A 15,685-nucleotide genomic window follows, 5' to 3' on the forward strand; every position below is an offset into this window, starting at 1 on the left:
CTTACCTTTCTTTAACCGGAATGTAGGCAGCCAGGTGATCAAGAACTTCCTTTTGCTGTTCAATCAATTGATAAACACCCTTTTCCCCTAAATCTAGAAGATGGTTTAACTGTTCTCTCGAAAACGTCGATTCCTCTCCCGTTCCCTGTAATTCTACAAACTGTCCGCTTCCTGTCATCACAATATTCATGTCAACTTCCGCTGTCGAATCTTCTTCATAATTTAAATCTAAAATCGAATTTTCTCCATGAATACCTACTGAAGTCGCAGCTAAGTAGTCACGAATAGGAATTTCTGTTAGCTTGTTCTCTTCAACCAGCTTTCCAAACGCTAAAACCATAGCCACAAAAGCACCTGTAATCGATGCTGTTCTTGTGCCGCCATCTGCTTGAATAACATCACAATCAATCCAAATTGTCTTTTCTCCGACCTTTTCCAGATCGACTACAGAACGAAGAGCTCGTCCGATTAGACGCTGAATTTCCATTGTTCGTCCTGTGACTTTACCTTTTGATGATTCACGTATATTTCTTTGTGCCGTAGCTCGAGGCAGCATAGAATATTCAGCTGTAATCCATCCTTTTCCTTGCCCACGCATAAAAGGAGGCACTCTGTCGTCTATGCTTGCTGTACAAATAACCTTTGTGTCTCCCACCGAGATTAATACAGATCCTTCTGGATGCTTTAAGTATGAAGTATGAAGAGATACAGATCTCAATTCATTAAATTCCCTACCGTCCAAACGCATTAAGCATGTCCTCCTATTCATTCATTTATATGTAATAGTCTCTTCCATTTTAACTATAAAACAGCGGAAAGAGGTCGCTATTTCAGCAGACCTCTTTCTACTTAGTCCTTTACTAGTATAACAAAAATTTGTTTTTAAAAACTACCTGTGTTCACATTTTTAGGTCTTGAAACTGGTTCCGTTAATTTTTTCCCTTTTTCATCTTTTAGCGTTTTTTTGCCATTCACCTTAATGGCAACGCTGTCTACGGCTTTTTGTTCCGTCAGAGATAACACTAAGGAGTCGAGAACATGCTGAGAAATTTCCGTTCCTTTTAAATTCCCAAAGATGTTTTTATTAAAGTTCAGCGTTAACTCACCGTCCGCATACTTTGGAGCTGCTACGAGCTTTGCATCAGGATTAAAGTCTGTCACTAAACCTGATGCAGGCGCAGGTCCTTCTACAAGCTCGTTCACAATTGCAGTGTACATATCTTTGTCATCAGAAGCAATTCGTTTTGTGACAGGAACATAGTAAGTTTGTTTGCCCTCTTGAGCTAAGTAATAAATCGTAACTGGCTTCGTTTGAGTTACGTCAACTACTCCAGTATTATCAAAGTTAATGCCATCTGCTCTGCTCAACCCTTTACTGATTGGCGTATGATTTACAGGCATCTCATCTTTATCATAGCCGTTAATGCGAATTTTAACTTTATTTACGCCTTCAAACTGCGTCAGCGTCCAAGTGACGGCCTGCAGAATACGGAGTTCATCTTCTTTTTTATACTCAGCAAATTCAGGTGAAAAATCTGCTACCATCGTACCGTCACTTTCCAGCTTTGTCCCTAAAACTCTTGTATCAGCAGGAAGAACCGCTCGGAAATTATTTGGCAATAAGTTTGTGACCGGTCCACCCTCTACTAAATATTCAAGAGACTGTTTAGCGACACCTTTTGATTTAGGAATTTCAAGCGTCTGGGGAACAACGTACCCGTTTTTATCAATTAAGTAGAGTTCTCTTTTGGTAGGCGCAGATGTTTCTGCGGCTTTACTTTGTTTTTTATTAGCTTCCGTTACTTTCGCTTCAGTCGCTAATGATTTTTCATCTTTCACATAGGTGACATCCTTTGGCGGATCAATTTCCTTTGCTGCGTTATCCCCTCCGAAAAGTCCACAGCCGGATAACAATACAGACGTGGTCACCACGGCGGATATGAGAACAAATTGGGTCTTTTTGGACATTCCTTTCCCTCCTCAGACTGTTTGTACTACTATGTATACGAGCTTTTTTGCATTTTAGACCAGCTCAAAAAAGTTTTTGTCCGCAAAAAAAACCGAGCATGATATGCACGGTTTTAAAGCTTGATATGTTCAACATTATATACAGGGTGCTCAAACCATTTAGATGCAATAGATTGAAACAGTTCTGTTGATCCTGTTGTAAAGAAGTAGTGTTCAGGCTCCATGTTTCTAGGAGCTAGTAAATTGCTATAAGAAAGAATGGCACTTACCTCTATTGCCGTTTCTTCGCCAGAACTGATTAACTGAACTCTAGGCCCAATTGCTTCTTGAATAACTGGCTTTAATAACGGATAATGCGTACATCCTAAAATAAGGGTATCCATATCTGTATGATAAAAAGGTTTTAATGTTTCTTTTACAATTCGCTGTGCTTCCGGTCCTTCATAATTACCGCTCTCTACAAGAGGTACAAACAAAGGGCATGCTAAATTTTCCACTTCCACTCTCGTATGAAGAGCGCGGAGTGCATGTGTATAGGCTTGACTTTTCACGGTTCCGTTTGTGCCGATTACGCCTATTTTATGATTTTTAGTTACTTTAAGCGCAGCGCGTGATCCTGGTTCAATGACGCCTATAACGGGAATATCGAGCTGTTCTTGAATTTCATCCAGCACAACTGCCGTAGCCGTATTACACGCAATAACCAGCATTTTAATATCTTTAGCTATTAAATAATTAGTCATTTCCCATGTGAAAGCTCGTACTTCTTCACTAGGACGGGGACCGTATGGGCAGCGGGCTGTATCTCCAATGTACATAATTTGTTCTTTCGGAAGCTGTCTCATAATTTCCTTTGCTACCGTTAATCCGCCCACACCTGAATCTATAACACCAATTGGTCTACTCAAAACAATCGCCTCATTTTTCTTTCATTTCATCATGCAATTTTCGTAACGTTACTCGTAAAACTTCCGTTTCACTAGGGGAGAAGTTTGCCAGTACGCCATTTAAATACGTTTGTCGCTTTTCAATCACTTCTTCGATAACACGTGCTCCTTCAGGAAGCAAATGAATACGCACTACGCGGCGGTCTTTTGGATCTTTCACCCGAACCACCAACTTATTTTTTTCCATACGATCTACTAAATCTGTCGTTGTACTACAAGCGAGAAAAATACGATTTGATAAATCGCCAATCGTCATATCTCCACGTTCAAACAGCCACTGCAAAGCAATAAACTGAGGTGGCGTAATCGTATAATCTTCTAAAATTTCTCTTCCTTTTTGCTTCACAATCGCTGCAATATGTCGAAGTGACTTTTCTAATTCTGCCACTGTATCCTCATTATTTTTTGCTGTCATACCGTAATCCTTTCCACCTATAAGTCTTATTTTCTATTATTTCTTTCAGTTAAACCCGTCTCTACTGTTTCTCTTTTCTATTTTATATTGTGCTCTTTTTTCGGTGATTTTTCAAGGTTAACATGAGGATTCTACGACGTTCATCATAAGTCTACATACTCTCATTCAGCATCAAAAAACAGCTGCTCCATAAAAGGAGCAGCTGTTTCTATTAATTATTGATATACAGCTCGAAAACTGAGCTGAAATCTTTTGTTGTGTAGGCTGTTTTTTTATCTAATAACCAAGAAAACGCAGCTTCGTTAATTTCTTTAAATTCACTAGCAACACTTCCACTTGTATTTCTTGTACTGCTTAGTGTAGAAGAAGCTAGCTGAATGCTTTGTTTAGCAAAATCGAGCGCAATTTCATTTTCACGCGTTATTTCAGACATTTTAAACAGCGCTTTATATAAATCTTTTACCTCTTCTATATGCTTTTTGTGTACATCGATAGAAAAAGTCTCCGAGCCAATTTTAAATTTAATTTCCACATCTAAATCGACAGTTCCAGCCGTTTCTAGCATCACGTTTGAAATGTGATTTGTGCTGTAGTTATAGCGGCGAAGCATTCGCTTTTTACTTGTAGCACTTGTTCCATCAAGGTGAATGAGCGCTTTATTGGTAAAGCAATATTCATCTGACTTTGATTTGATCAGAAAATAAATTTTTTCTTGTTCTTCATGCATAACGTAATCGTCTGCATCTACCTTGTCATAATCAACTGGCTTAATAACAGAACCAATATCACTTAGCCCCAATACATCAGCAGCTACTTTTCCAAACATTTCCCCATCTCCCTTTTAAAAACGATTGTGTTATTTTCATGCTTTAAGTGTACTGTGCAAATGAGGGGATGTAAATAAAAAAAGGAGCTTCTTTACAAGAAGCTCCACATTTATTAAAAGAACAAATTTAAAATCATATAGATAAGTGCAGCTAATGAAGCTGAAATTGGCAGTGTGATAACCCATGTAATCACCATGCGCTGTGCAGTTCCCCATTTTACACCTTTCACTCGGTGAGCAGAACCTACACCTAAGATAGAAGATGAAATAACATGAGTAGTACTGACAGGTAGATGAATAAACGTTGCTCCAAAGATAATGGCAGCACCTGTTAAGTCCGCAGCTACTCCATTAACAGGACGAATTTTCATAATTTTACCGCCGACGGTTTTAATGATTTTCCATCCACCAATTGACGTTCCAAGCCCCATTGCGACCGCACAAGCCAGCTGTACCCACCACTGAATATCAGTACCGCTTTGCATATTGTTAGCAATAAGCGCTAGCGTAATGATACCCATTGCTTTTTGCGCATCATTCGTACCGTGTGTGTAAGATTGTAGGGCTGCAGTCAGGATTTGAACGCGTCGAAAACGCTTATTCGTTTTCGTCAAGTTATGGTTTTTAAACGTTAGTTTGATAATCGTATAGACAATATAACCTACTACAAAGGCTAGAACTGGTGAAATTAGAAGGGCTTCAATGATTTTGATGAAACCTTTGTAATTTAAAGCACCAAATCCAGCAGCTGCAATAGCTGCTCCTGCAATCGATCCAATAATTGCATGAGAAGAACTACTCGGGATACCGAAATACCATGTGATTAAGTTCCATGCAATAGCAGAAATTAATGCTGCTAAAATAACGACAGAACCATTTTGAAGCGTATAAGGATCAACGATATCCTTTGTAATCGTTTTGGCTACGCCCGTAAACGTCATAGCACCGACAAAGTTCATGGTTGCGGCTAAAAGAATTGCATGTCGCGGTTTTAAAGCTTTAGTTGAAACAGAAGTCGCAATGGCATTGGCTGTATCGTGAAAGCCGTTGATAAAGTCAAAACCAAGTGCACCAACTACAATTAGAATGGTTAATATTAGCATCGAATCCATTATAATATAGCCCCGTTACGCATTCTTCATAATAACTGATTCTAAGTTGTTCGCAACCGTTTGACAATAATCCGCAATTTCTTCTAGCGTTTCATAAATTTCTTTATATTGAATAACTTTAATTGGATCTTTACATGTTGCAAATAATTGTTTTAGTGCACGACGATATAATGTATCACAATGTGACTCATACTCTTTAATTTTAATTGCATGCTCACTAATTTGAAGAAGCTTTTTCTCAGACAACAAATTAATCGTAATTAAAATTTCTTCAGCACAGCCTTGAATATTCTTAACAAATTCAGCTACATATTCATCAAATGTTGTAATTGAATGAATTTCCATTAAAGCAGCAAAGCTGTCGATGCCATCAAGTACATCATCCATGCTCATCGCTAGCTGTAAAATATCTTCACGCTCAATTGGAGTAATAAATGCTTTGTTCAACTCAGTAATCACTGTATGCACGTATTTATCACCTTTTGATTCATACGCTTTTAAAACGTTGGCAAATTCCTTTAGGTCAGATACATTTTGAAGTTCAAAGCTGCCTAAAAACTCCGCTGAGTCCTTAATATTTTGGGCAATGTCCATTAACATTTCAGAAAACTTGTCTTTTTTTCTTTTGATCACGTTGCAATCCTCCATCCAATTTATCGAAACTTTACCACTCGTTTTTTCTCTCTATCTTTTTATATGTGTTCTAGTTTCTTTTTTCATTTAAAGTAATGGATAAAACTTAGCTGTTCATTACTATAACGAGAGAAACCACCTCTCTTGTGTATCAAAAAATTCTAAAAAAACAAACGTTTACCAGAGCAAAAGTCCCAAAAAGTGGTTCTTTCACCTATAGGTTATGCGATTCATTTTTTTACGCCAAGTCAAAAATTACTCCTATTATTGTTAATTGTCAATAACTTTTCAAACACATTTTTTTAAGCTTATTTACAATACATTAACAATAATACGTTGATTCCTTTTAAAATAAGGGTTTTCAGAGTTTGTATAAAACTGGGATTTACAAAAACTTAACATTACTCCCCTTGTGTAAATAATAAAAGCCAGCTCTTTTAGAACTGGCTTTTATTATTTACTTATTATATTGCTGAAATACATTTTTTACTTTCGGCACGACGTAATGACTTCCGCCTTTATCTTCTACCCCTTCAACCATCATTGAAACGAGTAAGTTTTTCTGTTTTGTGTCCACAGCTACAAACCATCCGTTTTCCTGTCCTTTTTCACCTTGAGTTTTCTTTAGCTCTGCCGTTCCAGTTTTTCCAGCCAGGGTTAACCCATCTATCTTTGCAGCATGACCCGTACCGTTTTTATCTTCAATGACATCAACTAAATCATTTTGAATTAATTGCGCCGTTTCTTTAGATATTACTTGTTTTTTCCATATCCCACTCTCATCACCGTTCATAAGAATAGGCTTTACTATGTTTCCATCGTTTACAATCGATGTATACATCAATGCTAAGTGGAGAGGATTCACTTGCAGCTTCCCCTGGCCATAGCCAGAGTTTGCTAATACTCCCTCATCTTTAATATCTTGATCACCTGCAATTTTAGACGTTTCAAAAGGGTAATTAACAGGCATTTTTTGATTGAACCCAAACTGTTTTAAACCACTGTTAAATTTGTCTAAACCTAGCTTCAAAGCAGTCTGCGCAAAATAAATATTATCAGATGTAACATAAGCATCACGTAAATTAACATTCGGCTTGCTTCCCACTCGTGTTACGTAGAAATTCCCCCAGCTTTTATCTTTTTGCCATTTCTTCCCGCTGATTGATATACTTTCGTTTGGATTTACCACACCTTCATCAACCGCTAAAGCTCCCGTGACTAACTTAAATGTAGATCCCGGAGAATACGTTTTGGTAAAGCGATTCATTAACGGCTTATCGGGATTCGTTGAAAGGGATTGGTACGTATTAGCATCGATTCCAAAAGAAAAAGAATTCGGATCAAAAGCTGGCGTGCTTACAAGACCTAATATTTCTCCCGTTTTAGGTTGAAGAGCAGTAGCTACTCCTTTTTCATCTTTTAACTGTTCATAAAGGGATTTTTGCACATTCGTGTCTACCGTAACTTGAATGCTTTCCCCGTCTTTTGGATTCACTTTTGCAATTTCATTCTTTTTATTACCATCTTTATCTACAGTATAAATCATGACGCCGTCTCGAGCACGAAGCTTATCTTCATATAAAGACTCTAAGCCAATCATTCCAGCTTTAGACTGAGCATTATAGCCTTCATCTTTATGCTCTTTTAAATATTCCGCTGTGACAGGCGCAACGTATCCAACTAAATGGGCACACGCTTCTTCACAAGGATATACGCGCGCATTTACCTTTTTTTGTTGAATGCCTTCTACTTTTTTCAAAGAATTCTCTAAATTAGAGGCGTCTTTTTGACTAACTGTTTTAATAGGAACAAATTGATTCTTTTTCACCCAAGAAGCGCTCAGTGCTTGATTAATACTTTTTTCTGAAAGAGCAAGAGTCTTGCTTAATTGTTGTATAGCTTGCTCGCCGCCTTTAGAAAACTGCTGTGGAACAACTCCAACTTGAATCGCTTCTCCGTTTTGAGCTAAATATTTCCCTGAACGATCCATAATTTCTCCACGCACAGCTGACTGAGTAGCTACTCTTACTTGCTCTCCTTGCTTAAGTCCTTTAAAAATCATATTAGGCTTCCAATTAATATACCAATTCTCTGTATCCCCTTGTTTTTCTTGAACCACAGCAGCATTTTCTTTAAATGAGATTTCACCGGCTACAGAGTTCATGTTTACTTCAAAAGGTAAAACAGCTTTATAGTCTTTTATTTCTAAGTCTTCTATTTTACTTGCCTTCACTTTAAGCTTGTCCGCTTCAATTGCATCATAGATATTTTTATATCGATTTACAAAATCTTTTTCTGAAATCGTCTTTTTAGCATCTTTAGACAAGTATCCATACATGCCTTTAAAATCTTCTTTATTCCACATGGCTACATATTTATCAAATCGTTCCTGTGCTTTCTGTTGATCATTTGAGCAACCGGCAGTTATTAATAAGAGAATTGCCATAGTAAAAAATAGCCACCCAATTCGTCTCATGATGATTTTCCCCCTTTTTTCAATACCATTTCTCTATCATATAAAATTTTACATAAACTTTCCATCGGAAAGTTACAATCAGGAATTAATTGGTATTACAACCCACTAAATTTACATATCGACAAAAAAATCAATAGGTAAATAAGAAAAAAATTGAACATTTTGTGAATATTTTGTGTCTTTTTTGGAAAGTATTTGATATAATAATTGTAAGAAGAAAAAGAATAGGAGGCGACTAAAATGAGAAGATTCTTACAGTTTTACTTTATGTTTAGTTCTCTGTTCTGTTTTGGAAGCGTTTTCGTCCTACTTATGTCTCAAGAATATTATTTTGCACCGTTATTCCTCACACTGGGCTGTTTAAATATTTTTCTCTTTAAAGTATATATTCAAGAAAGTCGAAAAGATAAACAAGCTGCACCTGAAAAACCAAAACCAACAATTTAACAGACTCGTCTCTCGGCTGAGATGAATGTAAAAGAAGAACCGGTGAATTTTTCACCGGTTCTTCTTTTACGACGTTGAAGCTTTTGGAAACCTATCGTTTGCAATAATCTCTCCGATGCTTCCACTCTTTCCTTCACCCTCATCAATATTTAAAAGCGGGAACAATAACTCCCCTACGTGATAAGCTTCTTCTAAATGCGGATAGCCTGATAAAATAAAAGATTCAATTCCTAAAGCTTCATACTCTTTTATTCGTTTCGCTATATTTTCAGCACTGCCTACTAGTGCAGTTCCTGCACCTCCCCGGACAAGCCCTACACCTGCCCATAAGTTAGGGCTAATCGTAAGTTCCTCTCGGGTTCCTCTATGAAGGCTCGCCATTCGCTGCTGCCCAACTGAGTCGTACCTTGCAAAAGTACGCTGTGCAGCTTGAATCGTGTCGTCGTCCAAATGCTGAATTAATCGATCGGCTGCTTGCCAGGCTTCTTCTTCCGTTTCGCGTACAATAATATGCAAACGAATCCCAAACTTAACGGTTCTGCCTTCTGCTTCTGCTTGCTTTCTCACAGCCGTTATTTTTTCTCTTACTTGTTCAGGAGGCTCCCCCCATGTTAAATACACGTCAGAATGTTTTGCTGCCACTTTTTGTCCTGCGGGTGAAGATCCGCCAAAATAAATAGGTGGAGAAGGTTTTTGAACAGGTGGATATAACAGCTCACTGTTCTCTACATGAATATGTTTTCCTTCATAATTAACTGTATCTCCAACCAATAACCCTTTCCACACATCTAAAAATTCATCCGCAGCTTCATAACGTTCATCATGTGATAAGAAAAGGCCGTCTCCGGCTAATTCAGCTGGATCTCCTCCCGCTACTACGTTGACTAATAAACGACCGTTTGAAATTCGATCAAGAGTTGACGTCATGCGCGCTGCCACAGAAGGAGCCATAATGCCGGGACGTACAGCTACTAAAAATTTCAAACGCTCTGTTTCAGGTATAAGTGAAGCAGCCAATAGCCACGGGTCTTCGCATGATTTCCCCGTTGGAATCAGAACTCCTTCAAATCCTAACCGGTCTGCTGCTTGAGCAACTTGCCGAAAATATGAATAGTCTGCTGAACGACCTCCTCGATTTGTCCCTAAATATCTTCCATCTCCATGGGAAGGAATAAACCATAACATTTTCATGATTCAACACTCCTTTTCGTTTGTTCTAGATGATATTCCAGCTCTTTTAATGAACGTTTAATTCTAGTTTCTGCTTCTTCCGCAATAAACTCAATTTCATTTTCTTTCGTATAGGCCACCTCAGAATCAACAATATAAACTCCATGAATAAGAGCAGTAGCGCCTAAAACGGATAAGGTCGGCTTAAATACATAATCAAGAGCTAGCAGATGAGCAATGGTTCCCCCTGTAGCTATCGGTAGCACGGTTTTATTGTGCAAACCTTTTTCAGGTATTAAATCTAAAAATGTTTTTAAGATTCCTGTGTAGCTGGCTTTATAGATTGGGCTGACAATAATAACGGCATCAGCATCTGACACTTTCTTTTGAGCTTCTTGAATCGCAGGGCTAGAAAAGTTAGCATATAGTAAGTCTTCAGCCGGTAGATCGCGGACATGTACGGTTTTCACTTCATATTTTTCATTTTGTAGATATGCTGCAATATACTCACTTAAAGCAGCTGACCTTGATTGTTTTGAAGGGCTTCCTGTAATAATTGTAAACTGGCTCATTATCATCTCTCCTTTTAACTTACAAAACTGATAGATTTACAAGTATTAATAGCTATATACATCCTTATTTTATTTTTCACCTGCGTAGCTGTCTCTCCATTTAAGAAGACGCTTTTCTAATACTCTGACAAATGAATCGGTTAATTTGCCTACAACAGCAAAAATGATAATTCCCACAAAAACTACGTCCGTTTGAGAAAACTGCCTAGCATCCATAATCATATATCCTACACCTTCACTTGCTCCCATTAATTCAGCGACTACTAGTCCGAGCCATGCAATACCTAAAGACAATCGGACACCAAGTAAAATATTAGGAAGAGCGGCTGGTAAAATGAGTTTCGTGATTTGTTTCCATTTACTAAATTGCAGAACACGCGCAACATCAAATAATTTCGAATCAACGCCGCGAATGCCTAAATACGTATTAACATAGATTGGAAAAAACGCACCGTTTGCTATTAACAATATCTTTGAGATTTCTCCAAAGCCAAACCATAAGATAAATAAAGGCGCCAAGGCAAGGTGAGGAACAGTTCTAAGCATTTGAATGGATGGATCCATATAGTGCTCCGTTTTCTTTGAGAAACCGACAACAACACCAAATAGTAAACCTAGACCAGCTCCAACGGCAAAACCTATGGCAGCACGCAAAATACTGATTTGAAGGTTAGCTCCGAGTTCTCCCGATACGATGAGCTGTTTAAAAGAACGTACAATATCAACAGGTGTAGGAAGAACAGTTTTGGATACATAGCCCGCAGAACCAATGATTTGCCACACGACAATAAGCAAAATTGGCACGATAAGAGAACGAAGGAAAATCCCTTGCTTATTTTTCGCTTCTTCCTTTCTTTTTTTCACTTTTTGCAAGTGAGCTGCTGAAGACTGGACATGTCCTGAAACCACAGATGTTTTACTCATTTTCATCACCTCATTTTTCTTTTAATGCTTTTTCAATAAATGAATTATCAACGACATCTCCCGTATCAATTTTCTTTTTAATAACGCCTAAAGATTGTTGAAAATCAGCTGTTCGCTGTTGTTCTGCAATAATTTCTTTAGAGGTTGGGCGATTATAGGCAGGATTATTTTTCAACACTTGTCTTACTACGTCTTTATCTAGATTTTTTTGTTTTGCTAAAATATCCACAGATTCTTCAAAATGTTCATTTTGCCATTCAAGTGCTTTTTGATAAACTTGTAAAAACTTAACGACTAACTCTGGATGATCTTTTGCAAAGCCTTCTCTTACAATAGTAAAACCTGGTGAAGCAACCTTTAACGAATCGCCGTCTGCTAAAATACGAGCATCATTTTTTAAGTTTTGCAGTGAGATAAACGGTTCCCAAATTGACCATGCATCAACTGACCCATTTTCAAATGCTGGCTGAGCTTCGTCTGGCTGAAGCTGAATGATCTTTACATCACTTGGCTTCAAACCATTTTGGTCAAGAGCTCTATACAATAAATTAAAACCGCTGCTTCCTTTCGCGACCGCAATCTTTTTACCTTTTAAATCTTTTATGCTTTTAATCTTGCTATTTTTTCCTACTAAAATAGCATTTCCTTTTAATCCATCGCTCGAATTAGCAATTTCTAAAAATGGAATGTCTGCGCCTTGACCAGAAATAACCGGTGAATTTCCAACTTGGCCGAAATCCAAATGTCCAGATGCTAAACCTTCAAATTGCGGAGGTCCGCTTTGAAACTCTGTCCATTTAACATTTACACCTATTTTTTTAAATTCTTTTTCAAACCATTTTTGGTTTTGTGCCAGCATTAAAGGGCCTAAGCTTTGTTGGATACCAATATTGACTGTAACGTTTTTTGAACCTTCTCCGCTCGCTTTTTCTTTCGTCCCGCACCCAGCCAATGCGAGAACAAGTACAATAGCTGCAGTTAAAAGTAGCTTTTTCATCTGTTCTGTCTCCTTCTCTGTCTTATTGAACCTTTAATGTTCTCCTGCTTCTTCAAATTCTTTCAGCACTTGCTGCCTTAGCTGCTGAAAAGGTAGTTCTGTCTTTTTTCGCGGATGACTAATTTCTACTGGAACGCCCCGGCTAATTTCCCCTGGTCTGGCACTCATAATCACAATTTTAGTTCCCAAGTAAATGGATTCATCTAAATCGTGGGTAACAAAAATCATGGTTGTTTTTTCTTTTTTCCATATGTCTAGCAGCACATCTTGCAAATGAGTGCGAGTGAAAGCATCTAACGCGCCAAACGGTTCATCTAACAATAAAACCTCTGGATTTCTTAAAAGAGCACGCGCAATAGCAACTCGTTGAGCCATCCCCCCAGATAGTTCTCGAGGATAAGCTTTTTCAAATCCTTTCAGCCTGACAACATCAATTAGCTCATCTACGCGGCGCCGAACATTCGAATCTTTCAAAGATAAGTCAGCCGCTATATTTTGCTCCACATTAAGCCATGGGAACAAGCGGTGTTCTTGAAAGATCATTCCTTGTTTAATGCTAGGTCCAGCTATGTGCTTCCCGTTGATTTCAATGCGCCCTTCATAATCTATATCAAGTCCAGCAATCATTTTAAGCAGCGTACTTTTTCCGCATCCGCTCGGACCAATGATGGTAATAAATTCACCTTTATTAATCGTAAGATTTACATTTCGCAATGCTTGAGTTACTTGTTCTCCTTTTTGAAATGAGCGGTTAACCGATTGAATCATGACACTCACAGCAATTCCTCCTTCTTGAATTTTTAAATCAAAAGCTATTTCACCTAAAAACATAAAAGCTCCTACCTAAAAAAGGTAGGAGCTTTCGGTTGACCGATCAGCCCGTTGCTATAGTTAACTGATTTGTTATTGGATTATTTTGAATTTTATCATATTAATCCGATTTGTCAACTGTGTTTTATATATTTTATCACTTTGATTCTTGAGGATTTGGCTTTTTCCATTTAAATACTGAGTTTAAAAATCCGTATATATGCTTAGACTCCTTCGTTAACAAAGGGCCAATAATAGCTAAAATCAATACATAAAGCGCGGCGAATGGCTGAAGAATTGCGGATAATCCTCCTTCAATTCCAATGTTAGCCATAATGATCGAAAACTCGCCTCGTGACATGATTGTTAACCCAATGTTGGTAGAGGCCTTGTGTGACAGCCCGCTTTTTCTTCCTGAAATCATACCGGCTGTAAAGTTACCAATGATCGTAAGCGCAACTGCGCCAAGCGCAAGCCATCCTGCATCCCACAGCGTAAGAGGATCAATACTTAACCCGAAGCTGAAGAAAAAGATAGCTCCAAAGAAATCACGAAACGGTACGACAAGATGTTCAATCCGATCGCGATGTTCCGTTTCAGAAAATACAAGTCCAAGCAATAACGCACCAATTGCTTCTGCCACGTGAATTGTTTCAGAGAAGCCTGCCACAAAAAACAATACCGCAAAAACGACGATTATAAAGATTTCGTTTGATGAAATATTTAAAAGTTTATTTAGTAGCGGCGTGGCTTTTCGAGCAATGATAAAGAACAGCATCATATAGCCAAACGCAATTAAAATAGATGTTAAAGATCCAGCAAGCGATCCGTGGTCTCCAAGCACCAACCCTGAAACGACAGAAAGATAAACGGCTAAGAAAATATCTTCAAACATGATGATCCCTAATATCAGTTCCGTTTCTGGATTCGCTGTTCGTTTTAAATCAACCAATACTTTTGCGACAATTGCGCTGGACGAAATCGTAATAATTCCAGCGATAATCAGCACTTCAAGAAGAGGATTTCCTGTCAGGTATCCATACAATAATCCTAAAGTGAAGTTAATTAAAATATAAATAGATCCTCCCGCTGCTATGGACCTGCCTGATTTAATTAGCTTTCCAACTGAAAATTCTAATCCTAAATAAAAGAGTAAAAAGAGAACTCCAATTCTCCCCATGAATTCAATAATCTCTTGGCTTTCAATAAACTTTAAACTGAATGAGCCAAACTCAGGAGCATGGGGACCGACCGCCATGCCCAGCAGAATGAGGAATGGAATAATCGTAAATTTAAATTTATGTGCTAGTATAGCCGCTAAAGCCACTAGTAACAAAGCTGTCCCAACTTCAAATACTAAATGATCCAATTATGAACTACCTCCTTGTGAAAGCAATTCTTTAATGAGCGTTTTTAAATTTCCTCGTTCTCCAGAGATAACAAGCGTATCTCCTTCTTCAATTAACGTATCTGGTCCTGGAGTTGATAATTTTTTTTGCGTGTTTTTAATGACGGCGATGATAGTGACATCATAGTTGCTGCGAACGTCAATTTCACCAATTGTTTTACTGTGAGCTTTCGCTTGTTTTTCAACTTTGTACCATTCAATAACTAAGTCATTGAATGCCACTTCAATGGTTTCCATTGCTTTTGGCTTGTAAATCATGCCGCCTAAAATTGCAGCTAGCTGTCTTGATTCCGTATCTGTTAACGTAATATCAAAAATGCTTTCTTCTAAATCTTTTTGATCGAAGTGATAGATTTCACGTCGTCCATCATCATGAATGATAACAACTACGCGGTTTCCTCCGCTTGTCTCAATTTCAAATTTACGGCCGATTCCTGGCAATTCCGTTTCTTTAATCATCATTGAATGATCACTCCTATAAAGTTTTTAAAAAGAATTTTTTAATTTTGCCGCGTTATTTGCCTAGAAAATCCGCATAGCAAATAAGCCTAAGAATAGTTGGTAATTTTAGGTTTGAAGAAAAGGCTGTTGAAATTTCAACCTTTTTTATTTAATTGAGGTAACTTGATTGAAAGATTTTTGGATAAAAAAGTGTTTTCTTGAGGATAAAATACGCAATTTGATGCGTCGGAATGATGAGTTTGGCACTCACCCATACTAAAGCAAAAGTTACTATCACACTTTGTATGAGAGATCCTATTTGTTTAACGCTGTGCTTAGCTCCTGGAGACATGTGCACGATATCCGTGTAATGCTGAACCGAACTTTTTGTGACCTTCACTTTTTCAAAGTCGTTATCAATAAATTTATCTGGCAAACTCGCAAAAGGCAAACAGAATATCATGCATAACAATAAGCTCATCCATATATTTTTCATCATCTCACCTCTCTTTCTTCTGAACTAGTATCTCCTCACTTAA

The 15,685-nt window shown here is 37.9% G+C and carries 17 protein-coding genes; 1 reads left to right on the forward strand and 16 read right to left on the reverse strand.

All coding sequences use genetic code 11. The features are described from left to right. Nucleotide 1: 1 nt before the first annotated feature. The 8 genes from rph to OK414_RS24650 all read right to left on the reverse strand — a co-directional run bounded on the left by rph (nt 2) and on the right by OK414_RS24650 (nt 8,377). Nucleotides 2–748, reverse strand: coding sequence for a ribonuclease PH (gene rph, locus OK414_RS24615; RefSeq protein ID WP_013085143.1), 747 nt, complete (start codon nt 746–748; stop codon nt 2–4). Nucleotides 749–882: 134 nt separating this feature from the next. Next, entirely contained in the window at nt 883–1,968 is a 1,086-nt protein-coding gene (locus OK414_RS24620) for a GerMN domain-containing protein (RefSeq protein ID WP_013059380.1), read from the reverse strand. A 113-nt stretch (nt 1,969–2,081) separates the two neighbouring features. Beyond that, nucleotides 2,082–2,876 carry a glutamate racemase gene (gene racE / locus OK414_RS24625; protein WP_013085145.1) on the reverse strand — a complete coding sequence of 265 codons (795 nt, stop codon included), beginning with the start codon at nt 2,874–2,876 and terminating at the stop codon, nt 2,082–2,084. 10 nt (nt 2,877–2,886) lie between these two features. Next, entirely contained in the window at nt 2,887–3,330 is a 444-nt protein-coding gene (locus tag OK414_RS24630; RefSeq protein ID WP_013059382.1) for a MarR family winged helix-turn-helix transcriptional regulator, read from the reverse strand. A gap of 211 nt (nt 3,331–3,541) precedes the next feature. After that, complete coding sequence (locus tag OK414_RS24635; protein WP_013085147.1) at nt 3,542–4,156, reverse strand: PH domain-containing protein; 615 nt, start codon at nt 4,154–4,156, stop codon at nt 3,542–3,544. A gap of 113 nt (nt 4,157–4,269) precedes the next feature. Then, on the reverse strand, nt 4,270–5,268 hold the full coding sequence (locus OK414_RS24640; protein ID WP_013085148.1) for an inorganic phosphate transporter: 999 nt from the start codon (nt 5,266–5,268) through the stop codon (nt 4,270–4,272). Nucleotides 5,269–5,283: 15 nt separating this feature from the next. Then, the gene (locus OK414_RS24645) at nt 5,284–5,916 is read right to left on the reverse strand and encodes a DUF47 domain-containing protein (RefSeq protein ID WP_029711160.1); all 633 of its coding nucleotides are present in this window, start codon (nt 5,914–5,916) and stop codon (nt 5,284–5,286) included. A 442-nt stretch (nt 5,917–6,358) separates the two neighbouring features. Continuing rightward, nucleotides 6,359–8,377: a penicillin-binding transpeptidase domain-containing protein gene (locus OK414_RS24650; RefSeq protein ID WP_263045119.1), complete on the reverse strand. Its 2,019-nt coding sequence runs from the start codon at nt 8,375–8,377 to the stop codon at nt 6,359–6,361. A 240-nt stretch (nt 8,378–8,617) separates the two neighbouring features. Between OK414_RS24650 and OK414_RS24655 the strand changes: the two genes are divergently transcribed. Continuing rightward, a complete protein-coding gene (locus OK414_RS24655) occupies nt 8,618–8,824 on the forward strand; it encodes a hypothetical protein (protein WP_013059387.1) in 207 nt (68 codons plus the stop codon). A 66-nt stretch (nt 8,825–8,890) separates the two neighbouring features. Here the strand turns inward: OK414_RS24655 and ssuD are convergent, their stop codons facing one another. The 8 genes from ssuD to OK414_RS24695 all read right to left on the reverse strand — a co-directional run bounded on the left by ssuD (nt 8,891) and on the right by OK414_RS24695 (nt 15,645). Then, nucleotides 8,891–10,015, reverse strand: a complete 1,125-nt coding sequence (ssuD, locus tag OK414_RS24660; RefSeq protein WP_263045120.1) for an FMNH2-dependent alkanesulfonate monooxygenase — start codon at nt 10,013–10,015, stop codon at nt 8,891–8,893. Continuing rightward, nucleotides 10,012–10,566 (reverse strand): NADPH-dependent FMN reductase, encoded by a 555-nt coding sequence (gene ssuE, locus OK414_RS24665; RefSeq protein ID WP_263045121.1) that lies wholly within the window; start codon nt 10,564–10,566, stop codon nt 10,012–10,014. The genes ssuD and ssuE overlap by 4 nt, the downstream gene beginning before the upstream one ends. Before the next feature lie 69 nt (nt 10,567–10,635). After that, nucleotides 10,636–11,490 carry an ABC transporter permease gene (locus OK414_RS24670; RefSeq protein WP_045291123.1) on the reverse strand — a complete coding sequence of 285 codons (855 nt, stop codon included), beginning with the start codon at nt 11,488–11,490 and terminating at the stop codon, nt 10,636–10,638. A 10-nt stretch (nt 11,491–11,500) separates the two neighbouring features. Then, the gene (locus OK414_RS24675; RefSeq protein ID WP_034648719.1) at nt 11,501–12,487 is read right to left on the reverse strand and encodes an aliphatic sulfonate ABC transporter substrate-binding protein; all 987 of its coding nucleotides are present in this window, start codon (nt 12,485–12,487) and stop codon (nt 11,501–11,503) included. A gap of 33 nt (nt 12,488–12,520) precedes the next feature. Continuing rightward, a complete protein-coding gene (locus OK414_RS24680; RefSeq protein ID WP_370531020.1) occupies nt 12,521–13,318 on the reverse strand; it encodes an ABC transporter ATP-binding protein in 798 nt (265 codons plus the stop codon). Nucleotides 13,319–13,454: 136 nt separating this feature from the next. Beyond that, the gene (locus OK414_RS24685; protein ID WP_263045122.1) at nt 13,455–14,666 is read right to left on the reverse strand and encodes a cation:proton antiporter; all 1,212 of its coding nucleotides are present in this window, start codon (nt 14,664–14,666) and stop codon (nt 13,455–13,457) included. Further along, a complete protein-coding gene (locus OK414_RS24690) occupies nt 14,667–15,167 on the reverse strand; it encodes a cation:proton antiporter regulatory subunit (RefSeq protein ID WP_013085158.1) in 501 nt (166 codons plus the stop codon). It abuts the gene before it with no gap. 148 nt (nt 15,168–15,315) lie between these two features. Next, complete coding sequence (locus tag OK414_RS24695; protein WP_016765680.1) at nt 15,316–15,645, reverse strand: hypothetical protein; 330 nt, start codon at nt 15,643–15,645, stop codon at nt 15,316–15,318. Nucleotides 15,646–15,685: the final 40 nt, after the last annotated feature.

The sequence above is a fragment of the Priestia sp. JV24 genome, from assembly GCF_025910025.1.
Classification (GTDB): domain Bacteria; phylum Bacillota; class Bacilli; order Bacillales; family Bacillaceae_H; genus Priestia; species Priestia megaterium.

Bases quoted from the DNA above. Each gene is read 5' to 3' on its own strand.
- ssuE (WP_263045121.1), bottom strand. From the start codon at position 10,566: ATGAGCCAGTTTACAATTATTACAGGAAGCCCTTCAAAACAATCAAGG.
- OK414_RS24640 (WP_013085148.1), bottom strand. From the start codon at position 5,268: ATGGATTCGATGCTAATATTAACCATTCTAATTGTAGTTGGTGCACTT.
- ssuD (WP_263045120.1), bottom strand. From the start codon at position 10,015: ATGAAAATGTTATGGTTTATTCCTTCCCATGGAGATGGAAGATATTTA.
- OK414_RS24630 (WP_013059382.1), bottom strand. From the start codon at position 3,330: ATGACAGCAAAAAATAATGAGGATACAGTGGCAGAATTAGAAAAGTCA.
- OK414_RS24620 (WP_013059380.1), bottom strand. From the start codon at position 1,968: ATGTCCAAAAAGACCCAATTTGTTCTCATATCCGCCGTGGTGACCACG.
- OK414_RS24655 (WP_013059387.1), top strand. From the start codon at position 8,618: ATGAGAAGATTCTTACAGTTTTACTTTATGTTTAGTTCTCTGTTCTGT.
- OK414_RS24695 (WP_016765680.1), bottom strand. From the start codon at position 15,645: ATGATGAAAAATATATGGATGAGCTTATTGTTATGCATGATATTCTGT.
- OK414_RS24675 (WP_034648719.1), bottom strand. From the start codon at position 12,487: ATGAAAAAGCTACTTTTAACTGCAGCTATTGTACTTGTTCTCGCATTG.
- OK414_RS24680 (WP_370531020.1), bottom strand. From the start codon at position 13,318: ATGTTTTTAGGTGAAATAGCTTTTGATTTAAAAATTCAAGAAGGAGGA.
- OK414_RS24650 (WP_263045119.1), bottom strand. From the start codon at position 8,377: ATGAGACGAATTGGGTGGCTATTTTTTACTATGGCAATTCTCTTATTA.
- rph (WP_013085143.1), bottom strand. From the start codon at position 748: ATGCGTTTGGACGGTAGGGAATTTAATGAATTGAGATCTGTATCTCTT.
- OK414_RS24645 (WP_029711160.1), bottom strand. From the start codon at position 5,916: ATGGAGGATTGCAACGTGATCAAAAGAAAAAAAGACAAGTTTTCTGAA.
- OK414_RS24690 (WP_013085158.1), bottom strand. From the start codon at position 15,167: ATGATGATTAAAGAAACGGAATTGCCAGGAATCGGCCGTAAATTTGAA.
- OK414_RS24635 (WP_013085147.1), bottom strand. From the start codon at position 4,156: ATGTTTGGAAAAGTAGCTGCTGATGTATTGGGGCTAAGTGATATTGGT.
- OK414_RS24670 (WP_045291123.1), bottom strand. From the start codon at position 11,490: ATGAGTAAAACATCTGTGGTTTCAGGACATGTCCAGTCTTCAGCAGCT.